General features: G+C 38.8%; 26 protein-coding genes, 1 tRNA gene and 3 pseudogenes. 27 read left to right on the top strand and 3 right to left on the bottom strand.

What is annotated here, in order from left to right:
* Window positions 1-105: 105 nt before the first annotated feature.
* A complete protein-coding gene (locus AC0VYC_RS12935; RefSeq protein ID WP_008345974.1) occupies window positions 106-549 on the bottom strand; it encodes a YslB family protein in 444 nt (147 codons plus the stop codon).
* A gap of 283 nt (window positions 550-832) precedes the next feature.
* Between AC0VYC_RS12935 and AC0VYC_RS12930 the strand changes: the two genes are divergently transcribed.
* The 5 genes from AC0VYC_RS12930 to AC0VYC_RS12910 all read left to right on the top strand — a co-directional run bounded on the left by AC0VYC_RS12930 (window position 833) and on the right by AC0VYC_RS12910 (window position 5,375).
* Window positions 833-1,441: a succinate dehydrogenase cytochrome b558 subunit gene (locus AC0VYC_RS12930; RefSeq protein ID WP_475388623.1), complete on the top strand. Its 609-nt coding sequence runs from the start codon at window positions 833-835 to the stop codon at window positions 1,439-1,441.
* 37 nt (window positions 1,442-1,478) lie between these two features.
* A complete protein-coding gene (gene sdhA / locus AC0VYC_RS12925; RefSeq protein WP_007501620.1) occupies window positions 1,479-3,239 on the top strand; it encodes a succinate dehydrogenase flavoprotein subunit in 1,761 nt (586 codons plus the stop codon).
* Window position 3,240: 1 nt separating this feature from the next.
* Window positions 3,241-4,005 (top strand): succinate dehydrogenase iron-sulfur subunit, encoded by a 765-nt coding sequence (sdhB, locus tag AC0VYC_RS12920; RefSeq protein ID WP_072367454.1) that lies wholly within the window; start codon window positions 3,241-3,243, stop codon window positions 4,003-4,005.
* Between the two features lie 123 nt (window positions 4,006-4,128).
* Complete coding sequence (locus AC0VYC_RS12915) at window positions 4,129-4,587, top strand: acyl-CoA thioesterase (RefSeq protein ID WP_007501614.1); 459 nt, start codon at window positions 4,129-4,131, stop codon at window positions 4,585-4,587.
* 71 nt (window positions 4,588-4,658) lie between these two features.
* Complete coding sequence (locus AC0VYC_RS12910; protein ID WP_041506811.1) at window positions 4,659-5,375, top strand: biotin--[acetyl-CoA-carboxylase] ligase; 717 nt, start codon at window positions 4,659-4,661, stop codon at window positions 5,373-5,375.
* A 142-nt stretch (window positions 5,376-5,517) separates the two neighbouring features.
* Here AC0VYC_RS12910 and AC0VYC_RS12905 read toward each other — a convergent pair whose 3' ends face one another.
* Window positions 5,518-6,648, bottom strand: coding sequence for a 2-methylaconitate cis-trans isomerase PrpF family protein (locus AC0VYC_RS12905; protein WP_216894817.1), 1,131 nt, complete (start codon window positions 6,646-6,648; stop codon window positions 5,518-5,520).
* Window positions 6,649-6,783: 135 nt separating this feature from the next.
* On the opposite strand from AC0VYC_RS12905, the gene AC0VYC_RS12900 reads away from it, so the two are divergent.
* The 18 genes and pseudogenes from AC0VYC_RS12900 to AC0VYC_RS12815 all read left to right on the top strand — a co-directional run.
* Window positions 6,784-7,644: a LysR family transcriptional regulator gene (locus AC0VYC_RS12900; protein WP_007501609.1), complete on the top strand. Its 861-nt coding sequence runs from the start codon at window positions 6,784-6,786 to the stop codon at window positions 7,642-7,644.
* Window positions 7,645-7,799: 155 nt separating this feature from the next.
* Window positions 7,800-9,116, top strand: coding sequence for a CitMHS family transporter (locus AC0VYC_RS12895; RefSeq protein WP_327872112.1), 1,317 nt, complete (start codon window positions 7,800-7,802; stop codon window positions 9,114-9,116).
* Window positions 9,117-9,322: 206 nt separating this feature from the next.
* Window positions 9,323-9,547 (top strand): spore germination transcription factor GerE, encoded by a 225-nt coding sequence (gerE, locus tag AC0VYC_RS12890; RefSeq protein WP_003184172.1) that lies wholly within the window; start codon window positions 9,323-9,325, stop codon window positions 9,545-9,547.
* Window positions 9,548-9,696: 149 nt separating this feature from the next.
* Window positions 9,697-10,137: a MarR family winged helix-turn-helix transcriptional regulator gene (locus AC0VYC_RS12885; RefSeq protein ID WP_007501606.1), complete on the top strand. Its 441-nt coding sequence runs from the start codon at window positions 9,697-9,699 to the stop codon at window positions 10,135-10,137.
* Window positions 10,138-10,144: 7 nt separating this feature from the next.
* On the top strand, window positions 10,145-10,963 hold the full coding sequence (racE, locus tag AC0VYC_RS12880) for a glutamate racemase (RefSeq protein WP_148943496.1): 819 nt from the start codon (window positions 10,145-10,147) through the stop codon (window positions 10,961-10,963).
* A 101-nt stretch (window positions 10,964-11,064) separates the two neighbouring features.
* Window positions 11,065-12,126 (top strand): GerMN domain-containing protein, encoded by a 1,062-nt coding sequence (locus AC0VYC_RS12875; RefSeq protein WP_475388619.1) that lies wholly within the window; start codon window positions 11,065-11,067, stop codon window positions 12,124-12,126.
* A gap of 151 nt (window positions 12,127-12,277) precedes the next feature.
* Complete coding sequence (rph, locus tag AC0VYC_RS12870; RefSeq protein WP_138278819.1) at window positions 12,278-13,006, top strand: ribonuclease PH; 729 nt, start codon at window positions 12,278-12,280, stop codon at window positions 13,004-13,006.
* 10 nt (window positions 13,007-13,016) lie between these two features.
* Window positions 13,017-13,619, top strand: a complete 603-nt coding sequence (locus AC0VYC_RS12865; RefSeq protein WP_475388618.1) for an XTP/dITP diphosphatase — start codon at window positions 13,017-13,019, stop codon at window positions 13,617-13,619.
* A 14-nt stretch (window positions 13,620-13,633) separates the two neighbouring features.
* On the top strand, window positions 13,634-14,158 hold the full coding sequence (locus AC0VYC_RS12860; protein WP_008345914.1) for a YfcE family phosphodiesterase: 525 nt from the start codon (window positions 13,634-13,636) through the stop codon (window positions 14,156-14,158).
* A 120-nt stretch (window positions 14,159-14,278) separates the two neighbouring features.
* A tRNA-Arg gene (locus AC0VYC_RS12855) sits at window positions 14,279-14,352 on the top strand.
* Between the two features lie 219 nt (window positions 14,353-14,571).
* Window positions 14,572-14,744: pseudogene (locus AC0VYC_RS12850) on the top strand (tyrosine-type recombinase/integrase); the annotation flags it as partial.
* 342 nt (window positions 14,745-15,086) lie between these two features.
* Window positions 15,087-16,031 (top strand): hypothetical protein, encoded by a 945-nt coding sequence (locus AC0VYC_RS12845; RefSeq protein ID WP_073413703.1) that lies wholly within the window; start codon window positions 15,087-15,089, stop codon window positions 16,029-16,031.
* A gap of 721 nt (window positions 16,032-16,752) precedes the next feature.
* Window positions 16,753-17,289, top strand: a pseudogene (locus AC0VYC_RS12840) (site-specific integrase).
* A gap of 71 nt (window positions 17,290-17,360) precedes the next feature.
* Entirely contained in the window at window positions 17,361-18,245 is an 885-nt protein-coding gene (locus AC0VYC_RS12835) for a DUF2971 domain-containing protein (protein WP_073413700.1), read from the top strand.
* 305 nt (window positions 18,246-18,550) lie between these two features.
* Window positions 18,551-18,715: a hypothetical protein gene (locus AC0VYC_RS12830; RefSeq protein WP_475388615.1), complete on the top strand. Its 165-nt coding sequence runs from the start codon at window positions 18,551-18,553 to the stop codon at window positions 18,713-18,715.
* A gap of 92 nt (window positions 18,716-18,807) precedes the next feature.
* Window positions 18,808-19,095 (top strand): hypothetical protein, encoded by a 288-nt coding sequence (locus AC0VYC_RS12825; protein ID WP_475388613.1) that lies wholly within the window; start codon window positions 18,808-18,810, stop codon window positions 19,093-19,095.
* A gap of 184 nt (window positions 19,096-19,279) precedes the next feature.
* The gene (locus tag AC0VYC_RS12820) at window positions 19,280-20,563 is read left to right on the top strand and encodes a PIN-like domain-containing protein (RefSeq protein ID WP_073413696.1); all 1,284 of its coding nucleotides are present in this window, start codon (window positions 19,280-19,282) and stop codon (window positions 20,561-20,563) included.
* Window positions 20,564-20,988: 425 nt separating this feature from the next.
* Window positions 20,989-21,305, top strand: a pseudogene (locus tag AC0VYC_RS12815) (HNH endonuclease); the annotation flags it as partial.
* 83 nt (window positions 21,306-21,388) lie between these two features.
* Here AC0VYC_RS12815 and AC0VYC_RS12810 read toward each other — a convergent pair.
* A complete protein-coding gene (locus tag AC0VYC_RS12810) occupies window positions 21,389-21,901 on the bottom strand; it encodes a hypothetical protein (RefSeq protein ID WP_283933183.1) in 513 nt (170 codons plus the stop codon).
* Window positions 21,902-22,014: 113 nt separating this feature from the next.
* Here AC0VYC_RS12810 and AC0VYC_RS12805 point away from each other — a divergent pair, with 113 nt between their 5' ends.
* The 4 genes from AC0VYC_RS12805 (at window position 22,015) to AC0VYC_RS12790 (ending at window position 25,060) form a co-directional block, all read left to right on the top strand.
* Entirely contained in the window at window positions 22,015-22,188 is a 174-nt protein-coding gene (locus tag AC0VYC_RS12805; RefSeq protein WP_234799342.1) for a hypothetical protein, read from the top strand.
* Between the two features lie 476 nt (window positions 22,189-22,664).
* Complete coding sequence (locus AC0VYC_RS12800) at window positions 22,665-23,090, top strand: DUF4241 domain-containing protein (protein ID WP_475390056.1); 426 nt, start codon at window positions 22,665-22,667, stop codon at window positions 23,088-23,090.
* Between the two features lie 306 nt (window positions 23,091-23,396).
* Window positions 23,397-24,656 (top strand): Kelch repeat-containing protein, encoded by a 1,260-nt coding sequence (locus AC0VYC_RS12795; protein WP_475388610.1) that lies wholly within the window; start codon window positions 23,397-23,399, stop codon window positions 24,654-24,656.
* 254 nt (window positions 24,657-24,910) lie between these two features.
* On the top strand, window positions 24,911-25,060 hold the full coding sequence (locus AC0VYC_RS12790; RefSeq protein ID WP_024427820.1) for a teichoic acid D-Ala incorporation-associated protein DltX: 150 nt from the start codon (window positions 24,911-24,913) through the stop codon (window positions 25,058-25,060).
* The last annotated feature ends 10 nt before the right edge of the window (window positions 25,061-25,070 follow it).

The raw sequence follows: 25,070 nt of genomic DNA, 5'->3' as shown, positions 1-25,070 counted from the left end.
TAGATGTTTTTCTGATGAAAGGAAATCCAGCTTCTGTGTGTATGCTATGATAGAAGGGCATATAAAAAAGGCGTGACACGAAGTCATCGCCTTTCATAAGCAGTGTTAGCTAGGGTCTCTTAAATCCCATTTAACGGTTAAAATGACTTTATCAGCACGCTTTTTTACTTGTTCATAGGATTCAGCCACGTGCTCATTGAGAAGCTGAATCTGTTCAGCGATAAAACCTGCTTCCATTTGAAAGCATGGCTCCTTTTGATAGCTGAGTCGATTCGATACAAGTGGACCTTCGAGCTCAAACTCAATTTCCTGTTTTTTAGAATGGACCATCGTGAGAGTTCCCCATCCGGCATCATGGAAAAATTCGGGGATCTTTTCCCATGACTCTTGAGGAAATTTACGAGCAAGCAGTTTACCCGCAAAATACATCATAGATGAATGATCCTGACCAAGAATGTCAGGCAGCAGAACTTCGCGTATCAGCTCGTAGGCAAATCCATTGACTTCAATTTCTTTTAGCTGTTCTAAGTTAGATTCGAATTTATTCATTGTATGGCTCCCCTCTTTCAACAATTTATTATAGCTTATGTGGGCATATGATGACAGAGTTTTCCCTGAAGTCTAAGAAATTCTTATTGTAGTAAAACGAATTTTGATTTAAAACTTTTAAATTTCGGAAAATTTTAATTTATGTACGCGGTTTCTTGACGCTTTTTTGACATAGGAGTAAAATGAAATTGTCAATAAATTTGAATAAAGTGCTTACAATTGAAAGAAGCGGGGGTAAGACAATTTTCAAGCAATTGCACTTTTTTTACTAGGGGGTAAAGTAATGTCGGGGAACAAAGAATTTTTTTATCGGAGATTGCATTCTTTGCTTGGCGTCATTCCGGTCGGTCTATTTTTAGTACAGCACTTAGTGATTAACCACTTTGCGACGAATGGACCAGAGGCGTTTAACAAAGCTGCACACTTTATGGAACAGCTTCCATTCAGATATGCACTTGAGCTGTTCGTGATTTTCTTACCACTGATCTATCATGCTGTTTATGGGGTGTACATAGCCTTTACGGCACAAAACAACACGTCTCGCTTCAGTTACTTAAGAAACTGGTTGTTCAGACTGCAACGGATTACAGGTATCATCACATTGATTTTTGTCACTTGGCACGTATGGGAAACACGCATTCAAGCGCAGCTTGGAGCTGAAGTAAACTATGACATGATGGCGAATATTTTAAGCTCTCCATTTATGCTAGGTTTCTATATTGTCGGCGTTTTATCTACTATTTTCCACTTTGCTAATGGCTTGTGGTCATTTGCTGTCAGCTGGGGAATTACAGTTTCACCACGCTCACAAAGAATCTCCACATATGTGACATTAGGTATATTTATAGCGCTTTCATATGTAGGGATAAGAGCAATTTTCGCTTTTGTTTAAGAGGAAATAGATTAGTAGAAGAGGGAGAGGGGCTACAATGAGTAATTCTAGCATCATCGTTGTCGGAGGCGGCTTAGCTGGTCTCATGGCAACTATCAAAGCAGCAGAAGCGGGAACAGCTGTTAAACTATTTTCAATCGTACCTGTGAAACGTTCGCATTCTGTTTGTGCACAGGGCGGAATTAACGGAGCGGTCAATACAAAAGGTGAAGGAGATTCACCTTATGAGCATTTTGATGACACGGTATATGGCGGAGACTTTTTAGCTAACCAGCCGCCAGTAAAGGCAATGTGTGAAGCAGCGCCGTCCATTATCCACTTACTTGATCGTATGGGTGTAATGTTTAACAGAACACCAGAAGGATTACTGGACTTCCGCCGTTTCGGGGGAACACAGCACCACCGTACAGCATTTGCTGGTGCGACAACAGGTCAGCAGTTATTATATGCACTAGATGAGCAGGTTCGCCGTTATGAAGTAGCGGGGCTTGTGACGAAATATGAAGGCTGGGAATTCCTTGGCGCTGTCTTAGATGACGAGGAAGTATGCCGAGGCATTGTCGCGCAGAACTTGACGACAATGGAAATCGAATCCTTCCGTTCAGATGCTGTCATCATGGCAACAGGCGGCCCTGGTATCGTATTCGGTAAATCAACGAACTCCATGATTAATACCGGATCAGCTGCATCGATCGTTTATCAGCAAGGTGCTCATTATGCTAATGGAGAATTCATTCAAATTCACCCAACAGCGATCCCAGGAGATGACAAGCTGCGTCTCATGAGTGAATCAGCTCGTGGTGAAGGTGGACGTGTTTGGACATATAAAGACGGAAAACCTTGGTACTTCCTTGAAGAAAAGTACCCAGCATACGGGAACCTTGTACCGCGTGACATTGCAACGCGTGAAATTTTCGACGTATGTGTGGAGCAAAAGCTTGGGATCAACGGAGAGAACATGGTATACCTTGATCTTTCTCACAAAGATCCAAAAGAGCTTGATATTAAGCTTGGTGGAATCATTGAAATCTATGAAAAATTCATGGGTGATGACCCGCGTAAGCTTCCGATGAAAATTTTCCCGGCTGTTCATTATTCAATGGGCGGATTATGGGTTGATTATGATCAAATGACGAATATCAAAGGCTTGTTTGCTGCCGGAGAATGTGATTACTCTATGCACGGCGGAAACAGACTTGGTGCAAACTCATTGCTTTCTGCGATTTACGGTGGAATGGTTGCTGGACCAAATGCTGTGAAATACATTAGCGGTCTTGAAAAGTCTGCAGAAGATTTATCATCTGCAACATTCGACAGTGCCGTGAAGAAAGAGCAGGAGAAATGGGACAACATCCTTAGCATGGATGGCACAGAAAATGCATATGTGCTTCATAAAGAGCTTGGAGAATGGATGACGGACAACGTTACAGTCGTTCGTTACAACGAGAAGCTCTTAAAAACAGATGAGAAGATTGAAGAACTGATGGAGCGCTATAAGCATATTAACATCAACGATACAGCTTCATGGAGCAACCAAGGCGCTGCCTTCACGCGTCAGCTTGACAACATGCTTCAGCTGGCACGAGTGATTACGATTGGGGCTTACAACCGGAATGAAAGCCGAGGCGCACACTATAAACCGGAATTCCCAGAAAGAAACGATGAAGAATTCCTAAAAACAACGATGGCTACGTTCAAAGGGAAAAACCAAAAACCTGCATTCCACTATGAGGACGTCGATGTATCGTTAATTGCACCTCGTAAACGAGATTACTCGAAGAAAAAGGTGGAGAAATAAGATGAGTGAAAAAAACACGATTCAATTTATTATCACACGTCAAGATACAGCAGATGGCAAGCCTTATGATGAGGAATTCGAAATCCCTTACCGTCCGAATATGAACGTCATTTCTGCACTCATGGAAATTAGACGTAACCCGGTCAATAAAAAAGGTGAAAAAACAACGGCTATTAACTGGGACATGAACTGTCTTGAAGAAGTATGCGGCGCTTGTTCCATGGTCATTAATGGAAAGCCTCGCCAGTCATGTACAGCACTGATCGATAAGTTAGAGCAGCCGATTCGTCTTCAGCCGATGAAAACTTTCCCGGTTGTGAGAGACTTGCAGGTTGATCGAAGCCGTATGTTCAATTCATTGAAAAAAGTCAAAGCATGGGTGCCAATCGATGGCACATATGATCTTGGACCTGGACCAAGAATGCCTGAGAAAAAGCGTCAATGGGCGTATGAGCTTTCAAAGTGTATGACATGTGGTGTCTGCCTTGAAGCTTGTCCAAACGTAAATGATAAGTCTTCCTTTATGGGCCCTGCACCGCTTTCACAAGTTCGTCTATTTAACGCACATCCGACAGGTGCAATGAATAAGTCTGACCGCTTAGAAGAAATTATGGGTGACGGTGGTCTTGCAAACTGCGGGAACTCTCAAAACTGTGTGCAGGCTTGTCCGAAAGGAATCCCGCTCACAACATCAATTGCAGCACTTAACCGAGATACAACATTACAAGCTTTCCGTAATTTCTTCGGAAGCGATCACGCAGAATAACATCACATTCAGTCCTCCTTGCCAATCATGATGAGTGTTTACAAGAGGCTGGATGCAATAACATAACAAACGCCTCTTCCAATACGGGAGAGGCGTTTTGTTTGCGAATAAGGAGTGGATCAAATGAGGCTGCCGTCATATATTGAAGAACCGTTTGAAGAGTGGAGGGCATCGTTTCGATTTTATGTGGAAACAACCGTCCGTTTTTCAGAAACGGATATGTTTGGTCACATGAACAATGTCACCCCGTTTGTGTATTTTGAAGAGGCGCGGATTGCCTTCTTTCAAAAAACGGGAATTGTAGATAAGCGAATGAAGCGAGCGCGAGAGACGATTACGGTCGTGGCAAACCTTCAATGTGATTACATCAAGCAAGTGGAAATCGGTGAGAGGCTGCGTGTGTATGTAAAGCCAGAAAAGGTTGGATCAAGCTCGCTCATCCTTCATTATTTAGGAGAAAATGAACAGCAAGAACCGTGTTTTACAGGCTCAGTCACGATGGTGCAAATAAGTAAAGACACCGGTGCCCCTGTACCGTTTACAGAAGAGGAAAAAGAGACTTTTCAGGCACAGCGACATTAAAGAATCACGGTCACATGTTTCATTTTGTTATAATAAAAGAATCAAAATGAAGAAGAAACAAAGGAGAGCACATGAAGATCTTTCAATACGACACCATTGATAGTACAAATAATGAAGCGAAAAGGCTTATTCAGCAAGGAGAAACCCCTTCATTTGCTGTATATGCCCGGCAGCAGACAGCAGGGAGAGGCAGGCTTGGCAGACCGTGGGAAACGCCTACAGGGAATGTGGCTGTCACGATGACAGTAAAACCGCCAGTAGATATCTCCACCCAATCAACGATTGCCCCGCTGACGGCACTCGCCATTTATGATGTACTCAAACCACTCATGAGAGCAGAGGATCAACTGGCAATCAAATGGCCAAATGATCTATTGATTAATGAAGCGAAAGTATCTGGCACATTAATTGAAGCAGACCGCAGCGCCATTTACATCGGTGTGGGCATCAATGTAGAGACAAAGCCGGAGCACGTTCCGTATAAAACCGTTTGCCTATCAGAACTGACTGAGGTGAAAGCGGACCAGCTAGTGAAAGATTTGGCAGCGGCCTTTGAAAAATACCATGCACGCTGGCAAATGGAAGGATTTGAAGCCCTCATAGCTCTCTATAACAAACGATTATATCGGCTGAATCAACCGCTTCGTATTTCATTAGATCGTGAAAAGCAAACATGGCAGGAAGGGATTTGCTGTGGTGTGAACCGTTATGGTCATATTCAGTTAAAAGATGATCAAGGACATATAAAAGCCCATTCAGCAGGAGATATTGATGCACCGCCCAAGTAGACAATTTCTTGTTCTATGAGTGTGTAGACAAACCGTTGCATTCGGTGTTAGAACGGAGTTGCTTTAAGATCTTCAAACTGAAAAAAGACAAAGAGCTAAAATCAGTTCATTTTAGCTCTTTGTCGACATGATGACGTCTCATTTATGCTTCTCTTTTTATTTGAGGTTGAACCATGTAGTCTTTTTTTGTAAAGACCACTCCATCTAGGATTTCTCTTGCGGTTCGAATGACTTTCACTCTGTTTTGTGAGATATCAATTTCAGTTTGCATAATACCAGCAGGATGACCAATTCGAAGTGTATCATCTTGACCTTGAAAAAGCTGTGCCGGAAGCGTTTGATCCATGAAACAGCTGGCTGACACACAGACAGATCCGGTAATGGCAAGTGCTTGGTGCGGTCTTTGCATCGATAGCATCCGAACGATGATGTCCATATCTGCTGCTCTTCTCAATATTCCATTTGTATCTACATAATCAGCAGGCTCGCTAATAATTGCAAGCTTAGGAACAGCTGGAGACTGTAATGTGGCCAGTTCTTTTGGTGCAAAGTGGCACATTTCAGCAGCGATGGAACGAATCTCTTCTAAATCATCCAGCAATTCGTCTGTAAACTCCTCAGGCAATTCAGTTCCTTTTAATTGAATATCTTTGGCACGGATAAAGGCGATTGGATTTGCAATGTCAACGATTGAGATCGGAATCTCTCCAAACTTTGTCTGGATCGTATCCATTTTGTTTCCAGTCGGAAAGGTTTTACCTGTGACAGCGCCTTCAGGTTTTTCAAAGGATAAATAAATGGGAGAACCTGTTCCTTTCACTCCTGGAATTTCTGCCTGTCCTTCAAATTTCACTTCTCCGTTCTCGACTTCTACCTCTGCCACAATGATTTTATTCGTGTTGGTATTCAGAATACGTACTGTTGTGACAGGCTCAACTGCTTGGACAAGTCCTTTAATGATGGCATACGGCCCAACTGCTGATGAGATATTCCCGCAGTTTCCTTTAAAGTCCACAAATCTTTCATTGATGCTGACTTGTGCAAACGTATAGTTCACATCCACATCTGGACGAGTGGCTTTGTCGATAATGGCCACCTTGCTTGTTAAAGAATTGCCGCCCCCGATTCCATCAACCTGTAGCCGGTCAGGGCTGCCCATAATGTCTAATAAAAATGCTTCGAGCTCATCGTGTTCATATGGTGCATCATTGGCTTGAATGAAGACCCCTTTGCTTGTACCGCCTCGCATGATTGTGATTGGAACTTTTCTCATTGCTCTCACCCTCAATTGTTTAGTTACTATTTATCTAATCAAAATGGTAAAGTATAATAAGAAATAAGTTAAATACATTATTTTAAGAGAAATCGATAAAATATTTTTATAACAAGGTCAAAAGGAGGGCACACAATGGATGAGAAAGATTGGCGGTTTTTAAAGGTGCTATATGAAGAGAAGAACATCACAAAAGCGGCAGAAAAATTATTTGTCTCGCAGCCTGCCTTAAGTTATCGATTGAAACAGCTTGAAGAGGAATTTGACATGAAGCTTTTCTTTAAAAGAAAACGAGGGATTGAATTTACATCAGAGGGCGAATATTTGGCTAAATACGCAAATGACATGCTCAAGCAGCTCCAGCAAACGAAAGATGGCATGCTCAATATGCAAAAAAAGGTCAAAGGAACGATCCGACTAGGGGTGTCGAGTAACTTTGCTCAATATAAACTGCCGGAAATTTTAAGAGAGTTTTCTAAGCAGTATCCACATGTTCAATTTATGGTGAACACAGGATGGAGCACAAAAGTCATGGATTTATTAGGGACATCAAGTGTACATTTAGGGATTTTAAGAGGAGATTACGACTGGAATGGAGAGCGATTTTTGCTTGATAAAGAACGGCTTTGTATCATTTCAAAATCAGAAATACAGCTAAAGGATCTTCCTAAGTTGCCGCTCATTGACTATCACACGGATAGTTCATTAAAACGATTGATTAACAGATGGTGGCAGGAGACGTTCACGATGCCTCCGCTTGTGACAATGGAGACAGACAGGCAAGATACATCAAAAGAGATGGTGAAGCATGGTTTAGGTTATGCCATTGTCCCGGAAATTTGCCTTAGACCAAGTGATGAGCTATTTGTAAAAGGTCTTTCGTATAAAGATGGACAGCCTGTTTTAAGAGATACATGGCTCATGTACCAGCCGGATTCCCTTCATTTATCTGTTGTGAAAGCATTCATTGAGTTTTTAAGAAGTCAGCAAGGCTAATTATAAAAAAAATTTATCGAATAAACGAAAAAATCGATATTTTCATTATAAAAAAAGCTATTATATCCTTGAAATAGAAAGCGCTAACATTTCGGGCCGCAAGTGCAAAAGGGGCGCTTGTGGATCGTGTAAAGAAGAGGATGGAGGGATATGAAGTGCTAGCTATTTTAGGGATCTTGATGGTCGTGACTTTTACATTTCTTATTATGACAAAACGTATGCATCCGGTGGTGGCTCTCACCGTTGTGCCAATCATCTTTGCATTAATCGGTGGATTTTACAGCGGATTAGGGGGCATGATGCTTGATGGACTCAAGACCGTTGCACCATCTGCTGCTTTATTGTTATTTGCCATCTTATTTTTCGGTGTCATGCTGGATGCTGGATTGTTTGACCCATTGATCAAACTGATTTTACGTCTTGTGAAAGGCGATCCGGTCAAAATTGCTTTTGGGGTAGCGATTTTGTCTATGCTTGTTGCATTAGATGGTGATGGGACGACAACGTACATGATTACCGTATCAGCTATGTTGCCACTTTTCTTAAGAATTGGGATGAACCCACTGATTTTAGGGACGATTTCATTATTATCACTAGGCATTATGAGTGGAATGACGCCTTGGGGTGGTCCAGCTACTCGTGCGATTGCTGCACTTGGTTTAGATGCAGCGGAATTCTTCATTCCATTACTCCCGACGATGATAGGGGGCGGTCTTTTTATCCTTTTTACAGCGTATGTTCTTGGAAAAAAAGAACGGAAGCGCATTGGGGTTGCCGAGATTCAGTATAAAGAAGAGGTCTCGATCTCTCCTGAATTGGCGGCATCAATTGAAGATGGCGTAGCGGATATGAAGAGACCAAACTTGATTTGGGTCAACTTCTTCCTGACGATTGCTGTCATGGCCACACTTGTATTGGATATCGTACCGATTCCTGTACTCTTTCTCATTGGCTTTGTCATTGCGCTTATGATCAACTATCCAAAAGTTGAAGATCAGCGCGAGCGGATTTTATCGCATGCAGGAAATGCCTTAACGGTCATTACCCTTGTGTTTGCAGCAGGAATTTTCACAGGCATTTTTTCGGGAACAAAAATGGTGGAATCCATTGCTAACTTGGTCATTTACATGATTCCGGATTCATACAGCTCATTTTTTCCACTCATTGTCGCTTTGACCAGTATGCCATTTACATTTGTTCTTTCAAATGATGCTTATTATTTCGGGGTGCTGCCAATCTTAGCTGAAGCCGGCGCAGCTTACGGGATTGATCCAGTAGAAATTGCGCGCGCCTCTATTATCGGACAGCCTGTCCATTTGCTGAGTCCGCTTGTCGCTTCCACATTACTGCTTGTGAGTATGTTGAATAAAGATATTGGTGATTTGCAAAAGTACGCACTGCTATGGACCGTACTCACAGCCCTGTTTACAACACTTATTGCTCTTTTAACAGGAGCCATTTCGATATTTTAAAAGCTTGTTTGATAAAGGACGATGTCTCTATAGGGGACTCGTCCTTTTTTGTGCGGTTTGAAGGCGAGGAAATTGGACGCTGCTCTGCGGGAATTCTCGATTTTAACGTCACCTACCTCAAGTACCCGGCATATGATATCTCGACTATACAGAATCCCATTCTATAGAGACTAGAGCTCTCACCTTAGCAAGGAGGGTTACAATACTTGAAGGAGAAAGAGTTTCAATCCAAGCCGCTATTAACCAAAAGAGAAAGAGAAGTATTCGAATTGCTCGTCCAAGATAAAACAACAAAAGAAATTGCAAGCGAGCTTTTTATTAGCGAAAAGACTGTTCGAAATCATATTTCGAATGCCATGCAAAAGCTAGGAGTTAAAGGTCGTTCACAGGCCGTAGTCGAGCTTCTGCGTATGGGTGAGCTAGAGCTCTAACGTCAGCCGGTTTTCCTTCCGCACCAGGGAGGAGCCGGTTATTTCTATATCGTTTCCATGAGTCTCTTCTTGCAATTTCTTTGAAAAACGAGGAAAATAGGAATGTACGTTTTAATCAAAGTGAGATGCTATAGTGAGGTATCAATGAAATGGAAACGAATGAGTCAGGCCATGTTGCAGAAATTGAAAAATCATTGCGCCATATTGCTGCAATCATTAAGCAAAAAGGCAGAGAAATTCTGAATCAATATACGATTACACCTCCTCAATTTGTAGGGCTCCAGTGGCTTTATGAATTCGGAGATATGACAATAGGTGAGTTATCACAAAAGATGTATTTGGCTTGCAGCACGACGACCGATTTAATTGATCGAATGGAAAAAAGTGAACTTGTTGAACGGGTAAAAGATCCGTCTGACCGCCGCGTGGTTCGCATTCATTTATTGCCTGAAGGTGAGCGGATCATTCAAGAAGTGATTGTCAAACGCCAAGAATACGTCAGTGAACTTCTAGGGGCTTTCTCAGAAGAAGAAGCCATCGTTTTCAACCAATCTTTAACGAAACTACAGCAGCAAATGAAAAGAAAATGAGGCGATTTTGTTGGATCAACCCATCGGCGTGATTGATTCCGGCGTAGGCGGTTTAACCGTTGCGAAGGAAATCATGAGACAACTGCCAAAAGAAAAAATTATTTATGTAGGCGACACAAAACGATGTCCATACGGCCCTCGAGCAGAAGAAGAGGTTCTTCAATATACATGGGAAATGGCGCACTACCTGTTAAGACATCACCATATTAAAATGCTAGTCATTGCGTGTAACACTGCGACGGCGATAGCACTTGATGAAATTAAAGCAACACTTGATATCCCGGTTATTGGCGTGATCCAGCCCGGAGCCCGCACAGCGATCAAGGTCACAAACAATCAGCATATTGGCGTCATCGGCACAGCCAATACGATCAAAAGTGAAGCCTATAAAGAAGCACTGCTTTCTTTAAAAGCAGGACTAACTGTTCAAAGTCTGGCATGTCCAATGCTTGTACCGTTTGTGGAAAGTGGTACGTTTTTAGATCATACAGCAGATGAAGTCGTAAAAGCTTCTCTTGAACCGATGAAAGAAACAGGCATTGATACGCTTATTCTTGGCTGCACACACTACCCGATTTTAAAAGAACCGATTCAGCGCTTTATGGGCAGTGGCGTCAACATCATTTCTTCAGGAGATGAGACAGCGAGAGAAGCGAGCACCATTCTTTCATATAAAGGGCTGTTAAATGATTCGAAGGAAGAGCCTGTTCATACTTTTTATACAACAGGGGAGCAGCAAAACTTTCAAAACATCGCTCAAGACTGGTTCGGCTACCTGCCAGGAAAGGTCGAAACGGTTTCGCTTGAACACGTATATCAGCAATAACCTACTTCTCATGGAAGTGGGTTATTTTTTTATGAAAAGGGTCTAATCCTCTGAGGGAGCTCGTATACATACTAGTACAAACCACTAGAGGAGGGTGAAGTATGCTGAAAAAAGGAACTACAGCAGCTGTTACGTGTATTGCGTCAGCCATGCTTTTATCAGGATGCGGATTGTTTCAAACAGACCAAGCGAAAACAGAGATTGATCCACCACAAAATGTCACGTTTGTGAAAGAAAATAAAGAAGAGAAACAAACAGCGAAAGAAGGAAAAGAAGAGAAGCAAGCAGATACCGTCATGAGAGAATTATATTTAATTGATAAAAATGGATATGTTGTCTCTCAATCCATTCCGCTGCCGAAAAACGAAGGAAGTGCGAAACAAACACTTGAATACCTCGTAGACGGGGGACCGATTTCTAACCTGATGCCAAATGGGTTCAGAGCCGTGCTGCCGGCGGACACGAGCGTATCTGTCGATATTAAAAATGGCACTGCGGTTGTGGATTTCTCAAATGAATTCAAAAACTATAAAAAAGAAGACGAACAGCGCATTTTGCAATCAGTCACTTGGACATTAACGCAGTTTGATTCAGTAGCCAAAGTCAAATTAAAGATGAATGGCCATGAATTAAAAGAGATGCCTGTGAATGGGACGCCGATTTCAGATGATTTAAGCAGAGAGGACGGCATTAATATTCAGCACGAGGCTGCGGCTGATATGACATCGACAAAGCCTGTGACCGTCTACTATTTAGCTGAATCTGATAAACAGACGTACTATGTCCCGGTGACCAAAAGAGCACCAAAAGACGATGATGATCCAATTACAGCAGCCATTGATGAGCTCGTCTCTGGGCCAAGCAAAACAAGCCAATTGCTGACAGACTTTGATCAAGATGTGAAGCTGAATGATGTCCCGAAAGTAAAAGACGGTCATGTGACACTAGATTTCAATGAATCCATTTTTGGCAGTGCAGATGAAAAGAAAAAAGTCATTTCACAAAAAGTTCTTGATAGCATTGTGCTGACATTAACAGAGCTGCCAGATGTGAAAAGCGTGTCTGTAAAGGTAAACGGAAAGGCAGAGCTTGTGAATGAAAAAGGAACAGAACTCACAAAGCCAGTTTCAAGACCAGAACAAGTGAATACAGGTAGTTTTTAACGTCACACATTGATATAATGGAGAAAAAGAGGCATGCACATTCGCTGCCTCTTTTTTATTCCAAGCGATTAGAACGGATCGAGGTTGTCAAAGTTAATAGGAGAACCCCGCTGACACCCGCGCGGAATGTATATTGTAACGGAGGTAAAACATGAGATTAGATGAAAGACAATACGACGAATTAAGAAAAATTGAAATACAGGCAGGCTACATCACGCACCCAGAAGGCTCTGTCTTAATCTCAGCGGGAAATACGAAGGTGATTTGTAACGCATCTATCGAGGACCGCGTACCTCCTTTTTTAAGAGGAGAAGGAAAAGGCTGGATTACAGCAGAATATAGCATGCTTCCTAGAGCAACGGCTCAAAGAACGATAAGAGAATCATCTAAAGGAAAAGTCACAGGACGTACAATGGAGATCCAGCGTTTAATTGGACGTGCTCTGCGCGCAGTCGTTGACTTAGAAAAGCTTGGTGAGCGCACCATTTGGATTGATTGTGATGTCATTCAAGCAGACGGCGGAACACGCACAGCTTCTATCACAGGTGCATTTGTGGCCATGACACTAGCGATTCAAAAGCTTCAATCAGCAGGCGTTTTGAAAGAAAATCCGATCACTGATTATTTAGCCGCGATATCCGTCGGAATTGATTCTAAACAGGGACTTCTGTTAGATTTAAATTATGAAGAAGATTCTTCAGCTGAAGTAGATATGAATGTCATCATGACAGGCGCTGGACGCTTTGTTGAACTTCAAGGTACTGGCGAAGAAGCGACATTCTCAAGAGAACAACTAAACGGACTGCTTGATTTAGCCGAAAAAGGCATCAAAGAATTAATTAAAAAGCAAAAAGCAGTGACAGGAGAAGTTATCGAATAAAGAGAAGGGTTTGATCAGGATGAAAACTGCCATCATCGCAACGCACAATGCGGGCAAAGCGAAAGAATTCAAAGCCATTCTTGAGCCAAAAGGATTCACGGTCAAAACACTAGCGGACATCGGATTTACGGAAGAGATTGAAGAAACAGGACATACCTTTGAAGAAAATGCGATCATCAAAGCCGAGGCCATTCAAGCCAAAGCAGGTGAAATGGTGATTGCAGACGACTCGGGTCTGTCGATTGATTACCTTGGCGGAAAGCCTGGCGTCTATTCAGCGAGGTACGCGGGCGAGCATAAAGACGATGCCGAGAACGTGGAAAAGGTGTTAAGTGAGCTGCAAGGTATCGAAAAAGAAGACCGCACTGCTAGATTTAGATGTGCCCTGGCTGTCAGTATACCGGGGAAAGAAACAAAAACGGTAGAAGGATCAGTAGAAGGCTTTATCGCAGAAGAACCGATCGGCGAAAACGGCTTCGGATACGACCCAATTTTCATCGTCAAAGACAAAGACCAGACGATGGCCGAGTTATCACCAGAGAAAAAAAACAAGATCAGCCATCGAGCGGTCGCGCTTCAAAAGCTTTCATCACTGCTAGACGCAAATGAATAAGGGGGAATGAAGCCATGAAGATACTCATCATTAGTGACAGTCATGGACTCACAGACGAACTTCAAACCATTGCCAAACGGCATGCGGCTGAAGTGGACATGATGATTCACTGCGGAGATTCAGAACTCGAAACGAACCACCCAGCACTCGAAGGATACAAAGTCGTCAAAGGAAATTGTGACTTTATGGGCGATTTTGAAGAAGAACTCCTGCTCCCATTGGATGGAGGCGGAAAACTATTTCTCACTCACGGACATCTGCATGGCATCAAACAATCCTTGCTTCAAGTCTACTACCGTGCAGAAGAGCTAGGCGCAGACATTATCTGCTTTGGCCACTCGCACATCCCAGGCAGTGAACTGCTAAGAGGAAAACTCCTCATTAACCCAGGCAGCGTGCACCTGCCAAGAGTGCGCAAAGAGCGCAGCTATGCTATACTGACACTAGATGGAAGCGAAGCAAACGTACAGTTTTTCACGGACGAAGGTCACGTCATACAAGACCTCGAAAACACTGTCACATTGGAAGGTATTTCATAAGGGTGCAGCATTTGCCCCTTATGAAAAAACTTTCGAAAAACCGTTGACTTTAAAGAACAATAGTAATATAATAAATCTTGTCGCTGAGGTAATACGCCAAAGCACACTACATAACAACATGTCCCAGTAGCTCAGCAGGATAGAGCAACGGCCTTCTAAGCCGTCGGTCGGGAGTTCGAATCTCTCCTGGGACGTCATTTAAATCGGGTGCTAAAGCCCGTCAAGTCAACCTCTTATATCGTTTAGTGAAACGGTCAGTATAGCGGAAACGTAAGAAATTACACCTGTTATTGGCTTATATCACTTTCGGTATAGGAGGTTTTTTGTATGATTAAATGAAAAGGTTTATTTGATGTTGAAGTAGATGTGATAGGAATATAAAGGTAGACCAAAACTTAAAGAAGATGCAACAAACACATAATAACATCCAGAAGCGATTAAATAAGTATTCCAAGAAGACGATTGAAAAACATCAATCCCCGCGCATTAAGAAGAAACTTTGTAAAATCATTGCTTGATAAAAGGGCAAATGTTGCAGTGATATCAAAGGCATTGGGGGCATAGTGACATATCTTTTACAACTTAAATGTTTGCATTTAAATGTCTTATACACCCTTGTGAATGGAGTTTTCTTGTCTCGTAACTCCTCCATTTTTCGTTCAGAGTTTACTGTATAAGTAGGGTACTGTCCGACCCACCTTGATGTTTACCCTAGCTCAATGGGATTAGCTATATTTCTTCGCATCAAGTTCTCCTTTTACGCTTCTTCATAAAATAAAAGAACCTTTTAACCATGAATGTATCAAATAACAATTGTTAAAGGGTATATTTTAGTCCATGGGCACTTTATTTACAAAGGTTATCCGACACTGTACTCGAAAGGGTCTAGTGCATAAATCAATTTTAATGTTATTATAGAACGTACAAAATGAAAAAAGAAAAAGTCAAGAAGCTTGAAAAGAGAATGCAGCTAGTCAATAAAAACCAAAAGAAACAAGAAAAAGCGGTGGCTCGCATTAGGAGTTGGAAAAAACAAATGTTTTATGGATACGGTTACAGAGAATTTATCAAAAAAGGAGAACACAAATTAACTATAAAAAAACATATAACAAAAGAAGAATACGACAATCACACTACAAGGTTAAGTGAAATCAATAAATTAAACGCTATGACGAATGTATATAACCTACTTGATAGGAATGGAAAAGAGTTTTTAACTTACTCCACTAAAATAAAAGAACAATTAGAAAAATATAATGAAGATTCAATAGGTTTGGAAGCGAATCGATTACTAATAAACTATTTATCTTCTTTATCGATGTTTATCGATTATGGAGAAAAATATAACAAAAAATACTTTGATAAAGAAAAACTAAAAGAGTTTCAAAAAAATACAAATGAATTTTATGATGGACATGTTTCTTATCGGTTCATGGTATTAATGAGAAATTACGCTTTACATTATGGTTTTCCGTTGTCAATTATTAAACAAAGTATTTCAGGACTTAATGGCATTTTTGCCTCAAAAGAAGCATTATTGCAATTCAAAGCATGGAAACATGTCAAAGAGGATATTGAAAAAATGCCTAATTTAATCTCATTAGACATTCACGTTGAAATTTCTATGATGTTCATTAAACATCTATATGACAATTATGTTTACGATATTGCTCCTGTTGTATTAAAAGGTATTGAACATTTGAACAACATGATAAAAACTAACGAAGAAAAAATACCTATTCTTGTAACTTTTAAAAACAAAGAAGAATTTAAAAGGGGAAACATCTCCGTCAATTTCATAAAAACAAAGCCATATCAAGACGCTTTGAAAATAATAGATAATCATCCAAGTATAAACATTATCAAAAAATAAAATTTAAGGAACGGCTTGGCCGTCTTCATAAAAAATACGTATATGAAACTTTCAATGCATTCGAGGGAGATGAACGTATTTATTTTATCGAAAGTTATTAAACAAGTTTATATTCTTACGAAGATGCAGATAAAGAGACAAGTAGCACTTACTGGGATTTTAAAGAAAAGAAGTACAAAAACTAGATAAGTCCAAGACGGAGAGCCTGCGGACACTGATCTACACCTATTAAGGGTCTTGATCAGTGTCCGTTTTTTAATTGTAAGGAAAGGAGCTGCGCCATGAAAAAGGAAAAATTTTAAGCAAGGTTATAGGGAAAAACATACAGCGGTTAAAAAAGTCAAAGGCGGGGCAGTGCGCAGAAAATAAAGGGGGAATTATCTTGAACCAAACAAGTTTAGACATTCCGCAGATAGACGAGGGGAAAAGGTTCGAAATAGAAAAATTAAGGAAAAATATAAAATACTTACATTACGTTGCAAACGCCAGAAGACTTTCTTCCAAAGATCACAACAACATATAACATTACGCTGCCTAGCTTTTCCAATCAAGGGCATTAATCGTCTTACGCAAAAAGAGCGCAGCATCTTAGTAATGCTCTATATGTAGGATGAAGAAATGTTTGATTACGAGATTTATGTTGGAAATGGGTCTCAGCCAAAGGAATTTATAGACTGGCCTTTGCTTTGAGAGAAGAAGTGTATAAGCAGGGGGATAAAACATGAATTTTGTGCAGCCGATAAGGAACTTGATCAGATCCATTATATTAACAAATATCTTGGAGAGCGAACAAAAGGAACTTGCTGCTTTTTGTGGCGGGTATTAACCTGGGCTTGCGTATATCTGATTTGCTGAAATTAAGGGTGAAGAATGTGAGAAAATAGTTCGTATCCCTTAGAGAAAGACAGGTAAAGAGAAAAGAATCAAAATAAACAAGACGCTTCGAAAAGCGATAGATCAATATATTAAAGACAAAAATGATCAAGAGTATCTCTTTAAGAGTAGAGAAGGACTTAACAAACCAATCAGCCGCAGCAGTGCATACATCATTTTGAGAGAGGCAGCGGAGTATGTTGGCCTTGATAGTATAGGCACACACACTTTACGTAAAACATTTGGTTACTGGCACTATAAGAAATTCAAGGATGTGGCCTTACTGCAAGAAATATTTAACCACTCAAGCCCAGATATTACATTGAGATATAGCGGGATCAAACAAGACACAATGGACAAAGCGATGGACAATTTTGGATTATAGGTTTATTTTCTCAAAAATATATCTTAAAATAAAATGAGTTTATGAAAATACAAAAAGTAGGGAGATATTTTATGCATTTAACAGGAGTATACGGTTTTGAAATTTTTGTGAAATATATTATGAGGGATTTTCTTGAGAAGGCACGACCAAAAGAGGTTTTCCACTATACAAATATTTATGGATTAGACGGCATATTAAGAAAAGGTGATTTTTGGGTTTCTGATGCCGATTTTTTAAACGATAAAAATGAAATTAAATATACATTTGAATTGAGCAAAGAAATATTCCCATCAATCTGTAAAGAGCGAGGGTTGTCAGATGAGAAACTAAGAGATTATACTGAATTATTTAATGCAAATATTCGCTCAATGTTTGAAACTAATAAAAATAATTTCTATTCTCTATCTTTTTGTATTAATCCAGATTCTAATTTATTATGGGCAAATTATTCTCAAAATGATGGGTATTGTATTGCATTTGATTTGTATGAATTTAATAAATCTCTGAATAGAAATGAAAATTTCACACCTGTTCCAGGCTATGTAATTTATGATAATTTAGAACAAATTAATAAACTTGAAAAACTTCTAAATGATATTATTGATATTTTTGAAGAGGGAACCCATTTAGATTCCAAATTACCAAGTGTCTTTACGGCCTTAGAATTTTATTCTCTCTTTTTTAAAGACAAATGTTTTTCTCAAGAAGAAGAGTATAGAATTATTTTTTATCCTAAAGGTAATAAAGAAATTTATAAGTGTCGTATATCAAATGGGGCTTTTATTCCTTATGTGGAGACTGAATTCGATACAGGTTCTGTGATTGGTGTGACTATAGGGCCTAAAAATAATATGGATATTAACTCTGAAGGATTGTACAAATTCCTTCATCAAATAAAAGAATTTGATTATTCTAAAGTCAAGATTGGAAAATCTAAGATTCCTTATAGATTCTAACCTATAAAGTCTTTATTATTGCGAAAATAAATTAACGCTAGAAAATTCATTCATAAGGTTAATATACTAAGACTCATTTGCTCTAATGACAGATGAGTTTTTTTAATTTCTTCATCAATTATACATATTGAAAAAATATCCAACTCATTTTAAGGGAATGGCTCTAAGCAAGAGGGACAAAGGATTCAGCGATTTCCTGAGTTAGACACAATAATAGATATGGTGAATTGGATTGTGTGGATAATTGTCGGAAAATATAGGTAAATGTTGTATAATAAGTTGAATTTAATTGAGGAGGTGTGGTCATGAGTCAGGAAATCATAATTGCAGTTATTGGCGGTGTAGTGACTATAATAGTTGGTCTTATAACCGCTGGAGCTACGTACCTTGGTGTAAGGATTCAAATTAATAAGAATGAAGAAACTTTGGAAAAAAACGTGTACAACAAGAGGTTGAACGAAAACAACTAGAACAAGAATCTTTTGAATATCAAAAACAAATAATTGAAAGATTTATTGATTTTGAGATTCATGAAAATTTTAATAAAATTAAAAGAAATCATATGGATGAACTAATCTTTGACACTAAGAATCTAAGAAAGGAATACATTAAACATGAAGGTCTTAATTTTAAAGAATTTGATAAAAACAAATATGATCTAATAAAGTATAAAAGTGACACGATTAATGAAGTGATAGAGATTTATGATGCTTTTCGTCTTCTAGCTATTTACGATGGTTTAAGCGAAAATATGCCGGACGATGAATTTCATAGATTTAAAAAAGGTTATCAACTTTGTTTAAACAGATTTGAAAAAGATCAGATACACAATTTTGTGAAATTATTTTAGATGCAAATGGCATACTTTTGGCAAAGCATTTTGTCTGAGAGCGGTTATGATGGTATTAGGTGATAAATTGAGAGCGGCTTCCATTGCGGAGGGCGCTTTTCGTTCGACAAAGTTTGCATGCTCTTAAAATTAACTCTTTTAGTTCGATATAACAATATGAACTTATGTATTGGGGGAATTTGAAATGAGAGAAAAGTTTCGAGAATTTTATTTTGACAAAGATGATAAAAAAATATGGGAAGAATCCATCATTATTTTAGATACAAATGTCTTACTTAACTTATATAGATACACTAAAGAAACATCGGATCAAATTATAGGGTTATTAGATAAATATAGAGATAACTTATGGATGCCTCATCAGGTTGCATTGGAATATCATTATAATAGGAAATCAGTATTAATAGAACAGAGTGGGTCATATAAGAAAGTCTGTAACGCTTTAAAGGATATTCCAGATAAAGTAAGAGATATACTTAATCAAGATTTGAGTAACTATAAGAAACGGCACAAAGATGATGTGGAAAATTTCATTGAAATTATTAAGTCTGCAACGAATAAACACATAGAAGAATTAAATGCAAAAAACGGAAAAGATACTGAATACAATTTTACTGATAAAGATTCAATTAAGTTGAAAATCACTAACCTTTATAATGGAAAAGTAGGCGACCCTTATACCAAAGATGAAATGAAAGAATTAGAAAAAGAAGCTGATGACCGTTTGAAAAAGGAAATACCACCAGGATATAAAGATTATAATAAGAAGAAAGGTCATAAAGTTCATAATGGTGTTACAATTCAAAATAAATATGGTGACTTAATTCTTTGGAAGCAATTATTGCGTTTTGCTAAAGAGAAGAACACCAGTGTTATATTTCTGACTGATGAACAGAAAGAAGATTGGTGGTATGATTTAAAAAGTAGAATAATAGGTCCTAAAGTGGAGTTACTAAATGAATTCACTAGTGAAACTAATATGGAATTCCATATGTTTAACTCTTTAGGTTTCGTGAAAAGACATCGAGATGATGTTAACGATGATACGGTTTCCGAAGTGAAGGAATTAGATGAATATAACAGATTATCAGAAAACCGTAAGATTTTTGGTAGAAGATTTTCAGTAAATGGTCGTTATGAAGGTTATTCGAGAGAGTCTAGGGTACCACCAAATTTAGATAATAAAAAGCCATTTATACCGGAGTATTTAGATTCAGATACTCTTGCTACATTTTGCTTTTGGTTTTATAACAATTTTTCAAAATCAGTTTCCAAAAAAATCAGATTCAGTACTTTTTATGAAATTATTGAGGATGAGTTTGGTGATTCTACGGCTAAAAACATTATGAATTTCTTATACAAAGAGAAGTTAGTGAAAGAAGACGTTATAAAACAGGAAATGTATATTAAGGTGGATCTATTAAAAGCTAGAGTGTACTTAACTGTAATGGATTTAACTGTTGAGTAATTAAGACTAATAAAAGAATATAACATAAAGATACTTAAGCATCCTTTGGGGTGCTTTTTATTTTGGGGAGGGACACAGCATAGACAACTCACTCAGGGAATTAATCGTTAACACAGCAATTGGACACGCAATAAGGACAGACCAATTGTATAACGGTCTTAAAGCCCTTAATAAAAGGGGATGCAAATGGGCGGATGGGGAGATCATCAGGGGGTTAGGGATGCTTGGGTCTTATGGTGTGAGGGATAGGCAAGCTATATACAGTCTCCTACATGTCAGCCAGACTCTGACCTATGAAGCAGCTCGATCCTATCTAGCATCATATCAACGGGAGTACAGGGAGTTTTATGCTGTACAGAAAGTGGGGCATCTTCATGCCTTTGTTTTGTTTGCGATGATAGATGAGAGGAAAGCTGGTGAATCCAATGCCACCTAAACCATTGAGGGAGTGTAAGGTGCGTGGATGTAGAGATTTAACAAGGGATGGTTATTGTCCTGCTCATGCTGATGGTAAGCAACAGGAAGCGAAGTATTACGACAAACATGTTCGAGATAAACAATCAACAAGTTTTTATAAATCAAGAGAATGGAAACAGACAAGACAACTTGTTCTAATGCGAGACAATTACCTTTGTCAGAGCTGTTTAAAATAAAATCGTGTTATACCTACTGACATGGTTCATCACATAGTGGAACTAGACTTAAACAAACGCCTAGACTAAACAACCTTGAAAGCATGTGTATATCACGTCTGCATCTGAATATCACGATGGGTAACAATAGTAAACTGAAAAGCCCTTCCATAATAATGAAGGGACTTTTTTGTTATTTAACACGATCGATGTTAGTATCTACTTCCGAGATCCATTTTTTTGTTGTGGTTGTTTTGTATTTGCCGTTAACATATATTTTTGTGGTTGCTTGGTATTCAGCCTTAGTATACTTCTTAAGCCATCTATACTTTTGGACTGCTTTTAATTTTATTTCACCTTTTGCCGAGACATAACCAGATACCATCCCAGCAAACGCAGCAGCTGCAGCAGGTCCAAGCTGTAAAGTTGCAGTTAAGTATCTTGTAATATGAAACATCCCATAGGTGGCAGCTGATGCAACTACATAAGAAGGTATAGTGTAATTAGATGAGAATTGTCCGTCCCATTTTGCTCGAGCTTCCAATTCATTGTTTAATAAGTTCTCATTAGTAACATATAGGGGAGGTTCATAGTTTATTTGATTTTTAGAAATCACTTCATTCTGCGCCAATAAAGGAGTGCTGCTGACAGAAAGCATTAACACCAAAGACAAACTAACAAGAAACAAAGATCTAAAGATTTTCATCAACCTTCTTTATGTAAAAAATGTAATTTATTTCATTATAAGCAAAAAAGTGTTTTAATTCCAACTTTTATGTAATAAAATGTATATGATTTAAACAAAGGGGTGAGATGGCGATGAAGCATTTTTTAACGGCAATCGTAGTAGCTATCATTGTGGGGATCATTGTTTATGTTGCAGATAATCGTTTAGGTATGTTTCCGTTAATGCTAATTTTAGCTGTTGCAATCTATATCGTAAGCAGGATTAGTGAATCATTGATAAAAAAATACTCCAAAGAAAATAGTTAATAACACAGCCCCTCCCACTGGAAGGGCGTTTTTTAATGAACCTTCATTTTTCTTCTCTTTATCTCATTCTAATACAACATTAATTAAGACAAGCTTCCGAACAGACTTACGAATCTCCTGCTCAGTTATCCAAGGTTTATCTAAGCCTGATCAATTTTCCCGAAGGTCAACTCAAGCGCAATTATTCACCATTTATTTTCAACTAATGAAACAGACACCGCAGAGATTAATGTTAAATAGAAAGAACATTCTTTCTCTAACTTAAAAAATTAAGGTGTATAGTAGAAGGAGAATATGAAATGAGTAAGGAGGAATTCTGGGGTGTAAAATATCACTCCAACAAACCTACTATATGAAAATGGAGAGACAACAAACCGCTCAGAAGGTAATCAATTATTTGCCAAACAGATCGGTCATATCGAAATCACAAGCGGTCAAATCGTTGCCTGTGATCCTTTTGTTTCAGAAGGTGACCAATCTTTTACGAGGAAGGTTGCTATAGGAAATATCCTATTCTACTTCTAGTGAAACGGTTAGAAAGCGGAGACGAACGCGTAGCCTATGCAATGATCATGTTTACAAACGAGCAAGCAATAGAGTGGGAGCTTGCTACAAGAGCGGGGCAGGAACTCAAACATTTGAAAGAAGACGAGTTTTACGGTTACGGTGTAAATACGGGTATGGGCTGTTTCATGGATGCTGAGGCTGCATTAGATTTACAAGCTTATAAGGATAAGCGCTATAAAGAGGACAATGATTTTTATTTTTATGAGGAATTTGCAGAAGCGCTTGAGAAAAACTACAAGCACACATGGGACTGGCTTGTCACCCGTTTTCATGAAAAGGTGGACATTGCCATGTTTACAACAGGCTTCGGTGACGGGATGTACCCAAGCTTTTGAGGGCTGGATGAAAACGGAGAACCTGCTTGTCTTGTGACGGATTTTCTTATAGTGGACTGATGAGAAACCCATGAAACTATGGGTTTTTTTATTTGTTTCTGAATATCGTGTCTTTATAGAAATCGTGAAGGAGATAAAGTTGAAATAAATAAAAGTTGAACGGAAGTAAAATATATAAACATACAACGATTAGTGAATCGGTATTAGATAATAAAGTGTTAAATTATTAAAAATATAACAAAAGTATGAAGAAAGTCATAAAAAAACCGATAAATGTTGAGTACACAATTTTAAGGAGTGATTTTCTTGAAAAGATTAGGATTAATATTCTTCCTATTAATCTCGTCATTAATTTATCCGTTACATTCAGTAAAAGCAGACACAGTAGAATGGAAAGAACAAGCAGATTTGCCAGAGGCACGTGTTGGTGCTAGTAGTGGAGTAGTTGACGGCAAGATATATATCATAGGTGGTCAGGGGCCAACTCAACGACAAGGTGCAGATCAAACTTTTGTTTATGATCCTGAGAAAAATGAATGGTCAAGTAAAACATCAATGCCAACTCCTAGATATGGGGCTGCTACGGCAATTTTAAATGACCAAATATATGTCATAGGTGGAATGTCTATAGATGGAGTAGTAAAGACAGTAGAAGTTTATAATACTAAAAATGATTCGTGGGAAAAGCTTGAAGATATTCCGTTGGAAACAAAAGTCTCACCATATAGAATATATGCGAGCAGTGTAAAAGGGAAAATTTTAGTTGTCGCAAAAGAAGGTAACTATCAAATGAAAACATACAGCTATGACCCAGACACGAAAAAATGGGAAAAGAAAAGTTCTTTAGATTATATTGTGACTGCCGGAACGTTAAATGAGATAGATGGTAAGTTATATTTATCTGGGGGAACAGAGGGTTTAAATAAAATGATCGGTGAATACGATCCTGACACAGATACGTGGATGAAAAAGCAAGGTGGTTGGTCAGCGGGGTATTATGCGACAGCTGTTTACAATAATAAAGTTTTACTTACAGGTGGAACTGCTAGATTATCGGTACATGATGTAATGTTAGGAACAAGGTATAGCGTTCAAACACCTAAAACCTTTTATAGAAAGGGACACTCCGCTGCTATTGTCAATGATAATCTTTATATCATTGGGGGAGAAGAAAACACAAATGGTGATATGCCTCGTGCAAGAGAAAAATTTAAATCTGTCATATCACTTTCTCTAAAAGACGCATTACCTCAAGAAAACAACACCGAAACCCCAGGCGACAAAGACCCAGAACCAACCACACCACCAAAAGACGATGCGACAGATGAAGACGGCGATGCTCTCCTCATCATCACAATGGTCAATGGTTTACAAAAAGAGTATGACCTCTCCATGAAAGAAGTCAATGCTTTCCTATCCTGGTACAAAAAACGTGATGCCGGCGAAGGTCCTGGGTTTTATGAAATTGACGAGCATGACAACAACAAAGGTCCCTTTGAAAGTAAAAAGGATTACGTGGTATTCAACAACATTCTCATGTTCGAAGTGAATAAATATAAAAAGTAAATAACATCAAAGCCATCTAGTCTAACTAGGTGGCTTTTACGTTTGTTCGACAGTTTCCGGCAATTTTAAGGCAAATTTAAGCTTCCATTTCATTTCAATTATATTAAATCTTTGTTACAATAAGACAGCTTTGCCTGAAGACACGTTCATACTTTGGACATCTTTTTTTCATCAATTCTTAAAATTTTTATGTTTTGATATGAAACTCTTTTGATGATCCATGCGTCTTTATAAGTGTCAAAAGAAAAGAGGTTATCAATATGCTATTCAAAAAGCTATCAGAAAATAAGTCTGTAAAATGGATAGGATATACAAGCTTTTACTTACTTATTTTGCTATTATTGTTCTTTATTTACGGATTCCATACAGCAAATACGGGATCATTCATTTACAACGATTTTTAATTGGAGATTA

The organism is Bacillus sp. iso_77, assembly GCF_056173625.1.
The sequence above is the reverse complement of the archived record's forward strand: the minus strand, read 5'-3'. Positions and strand labels throughout refer to the sequence as shown.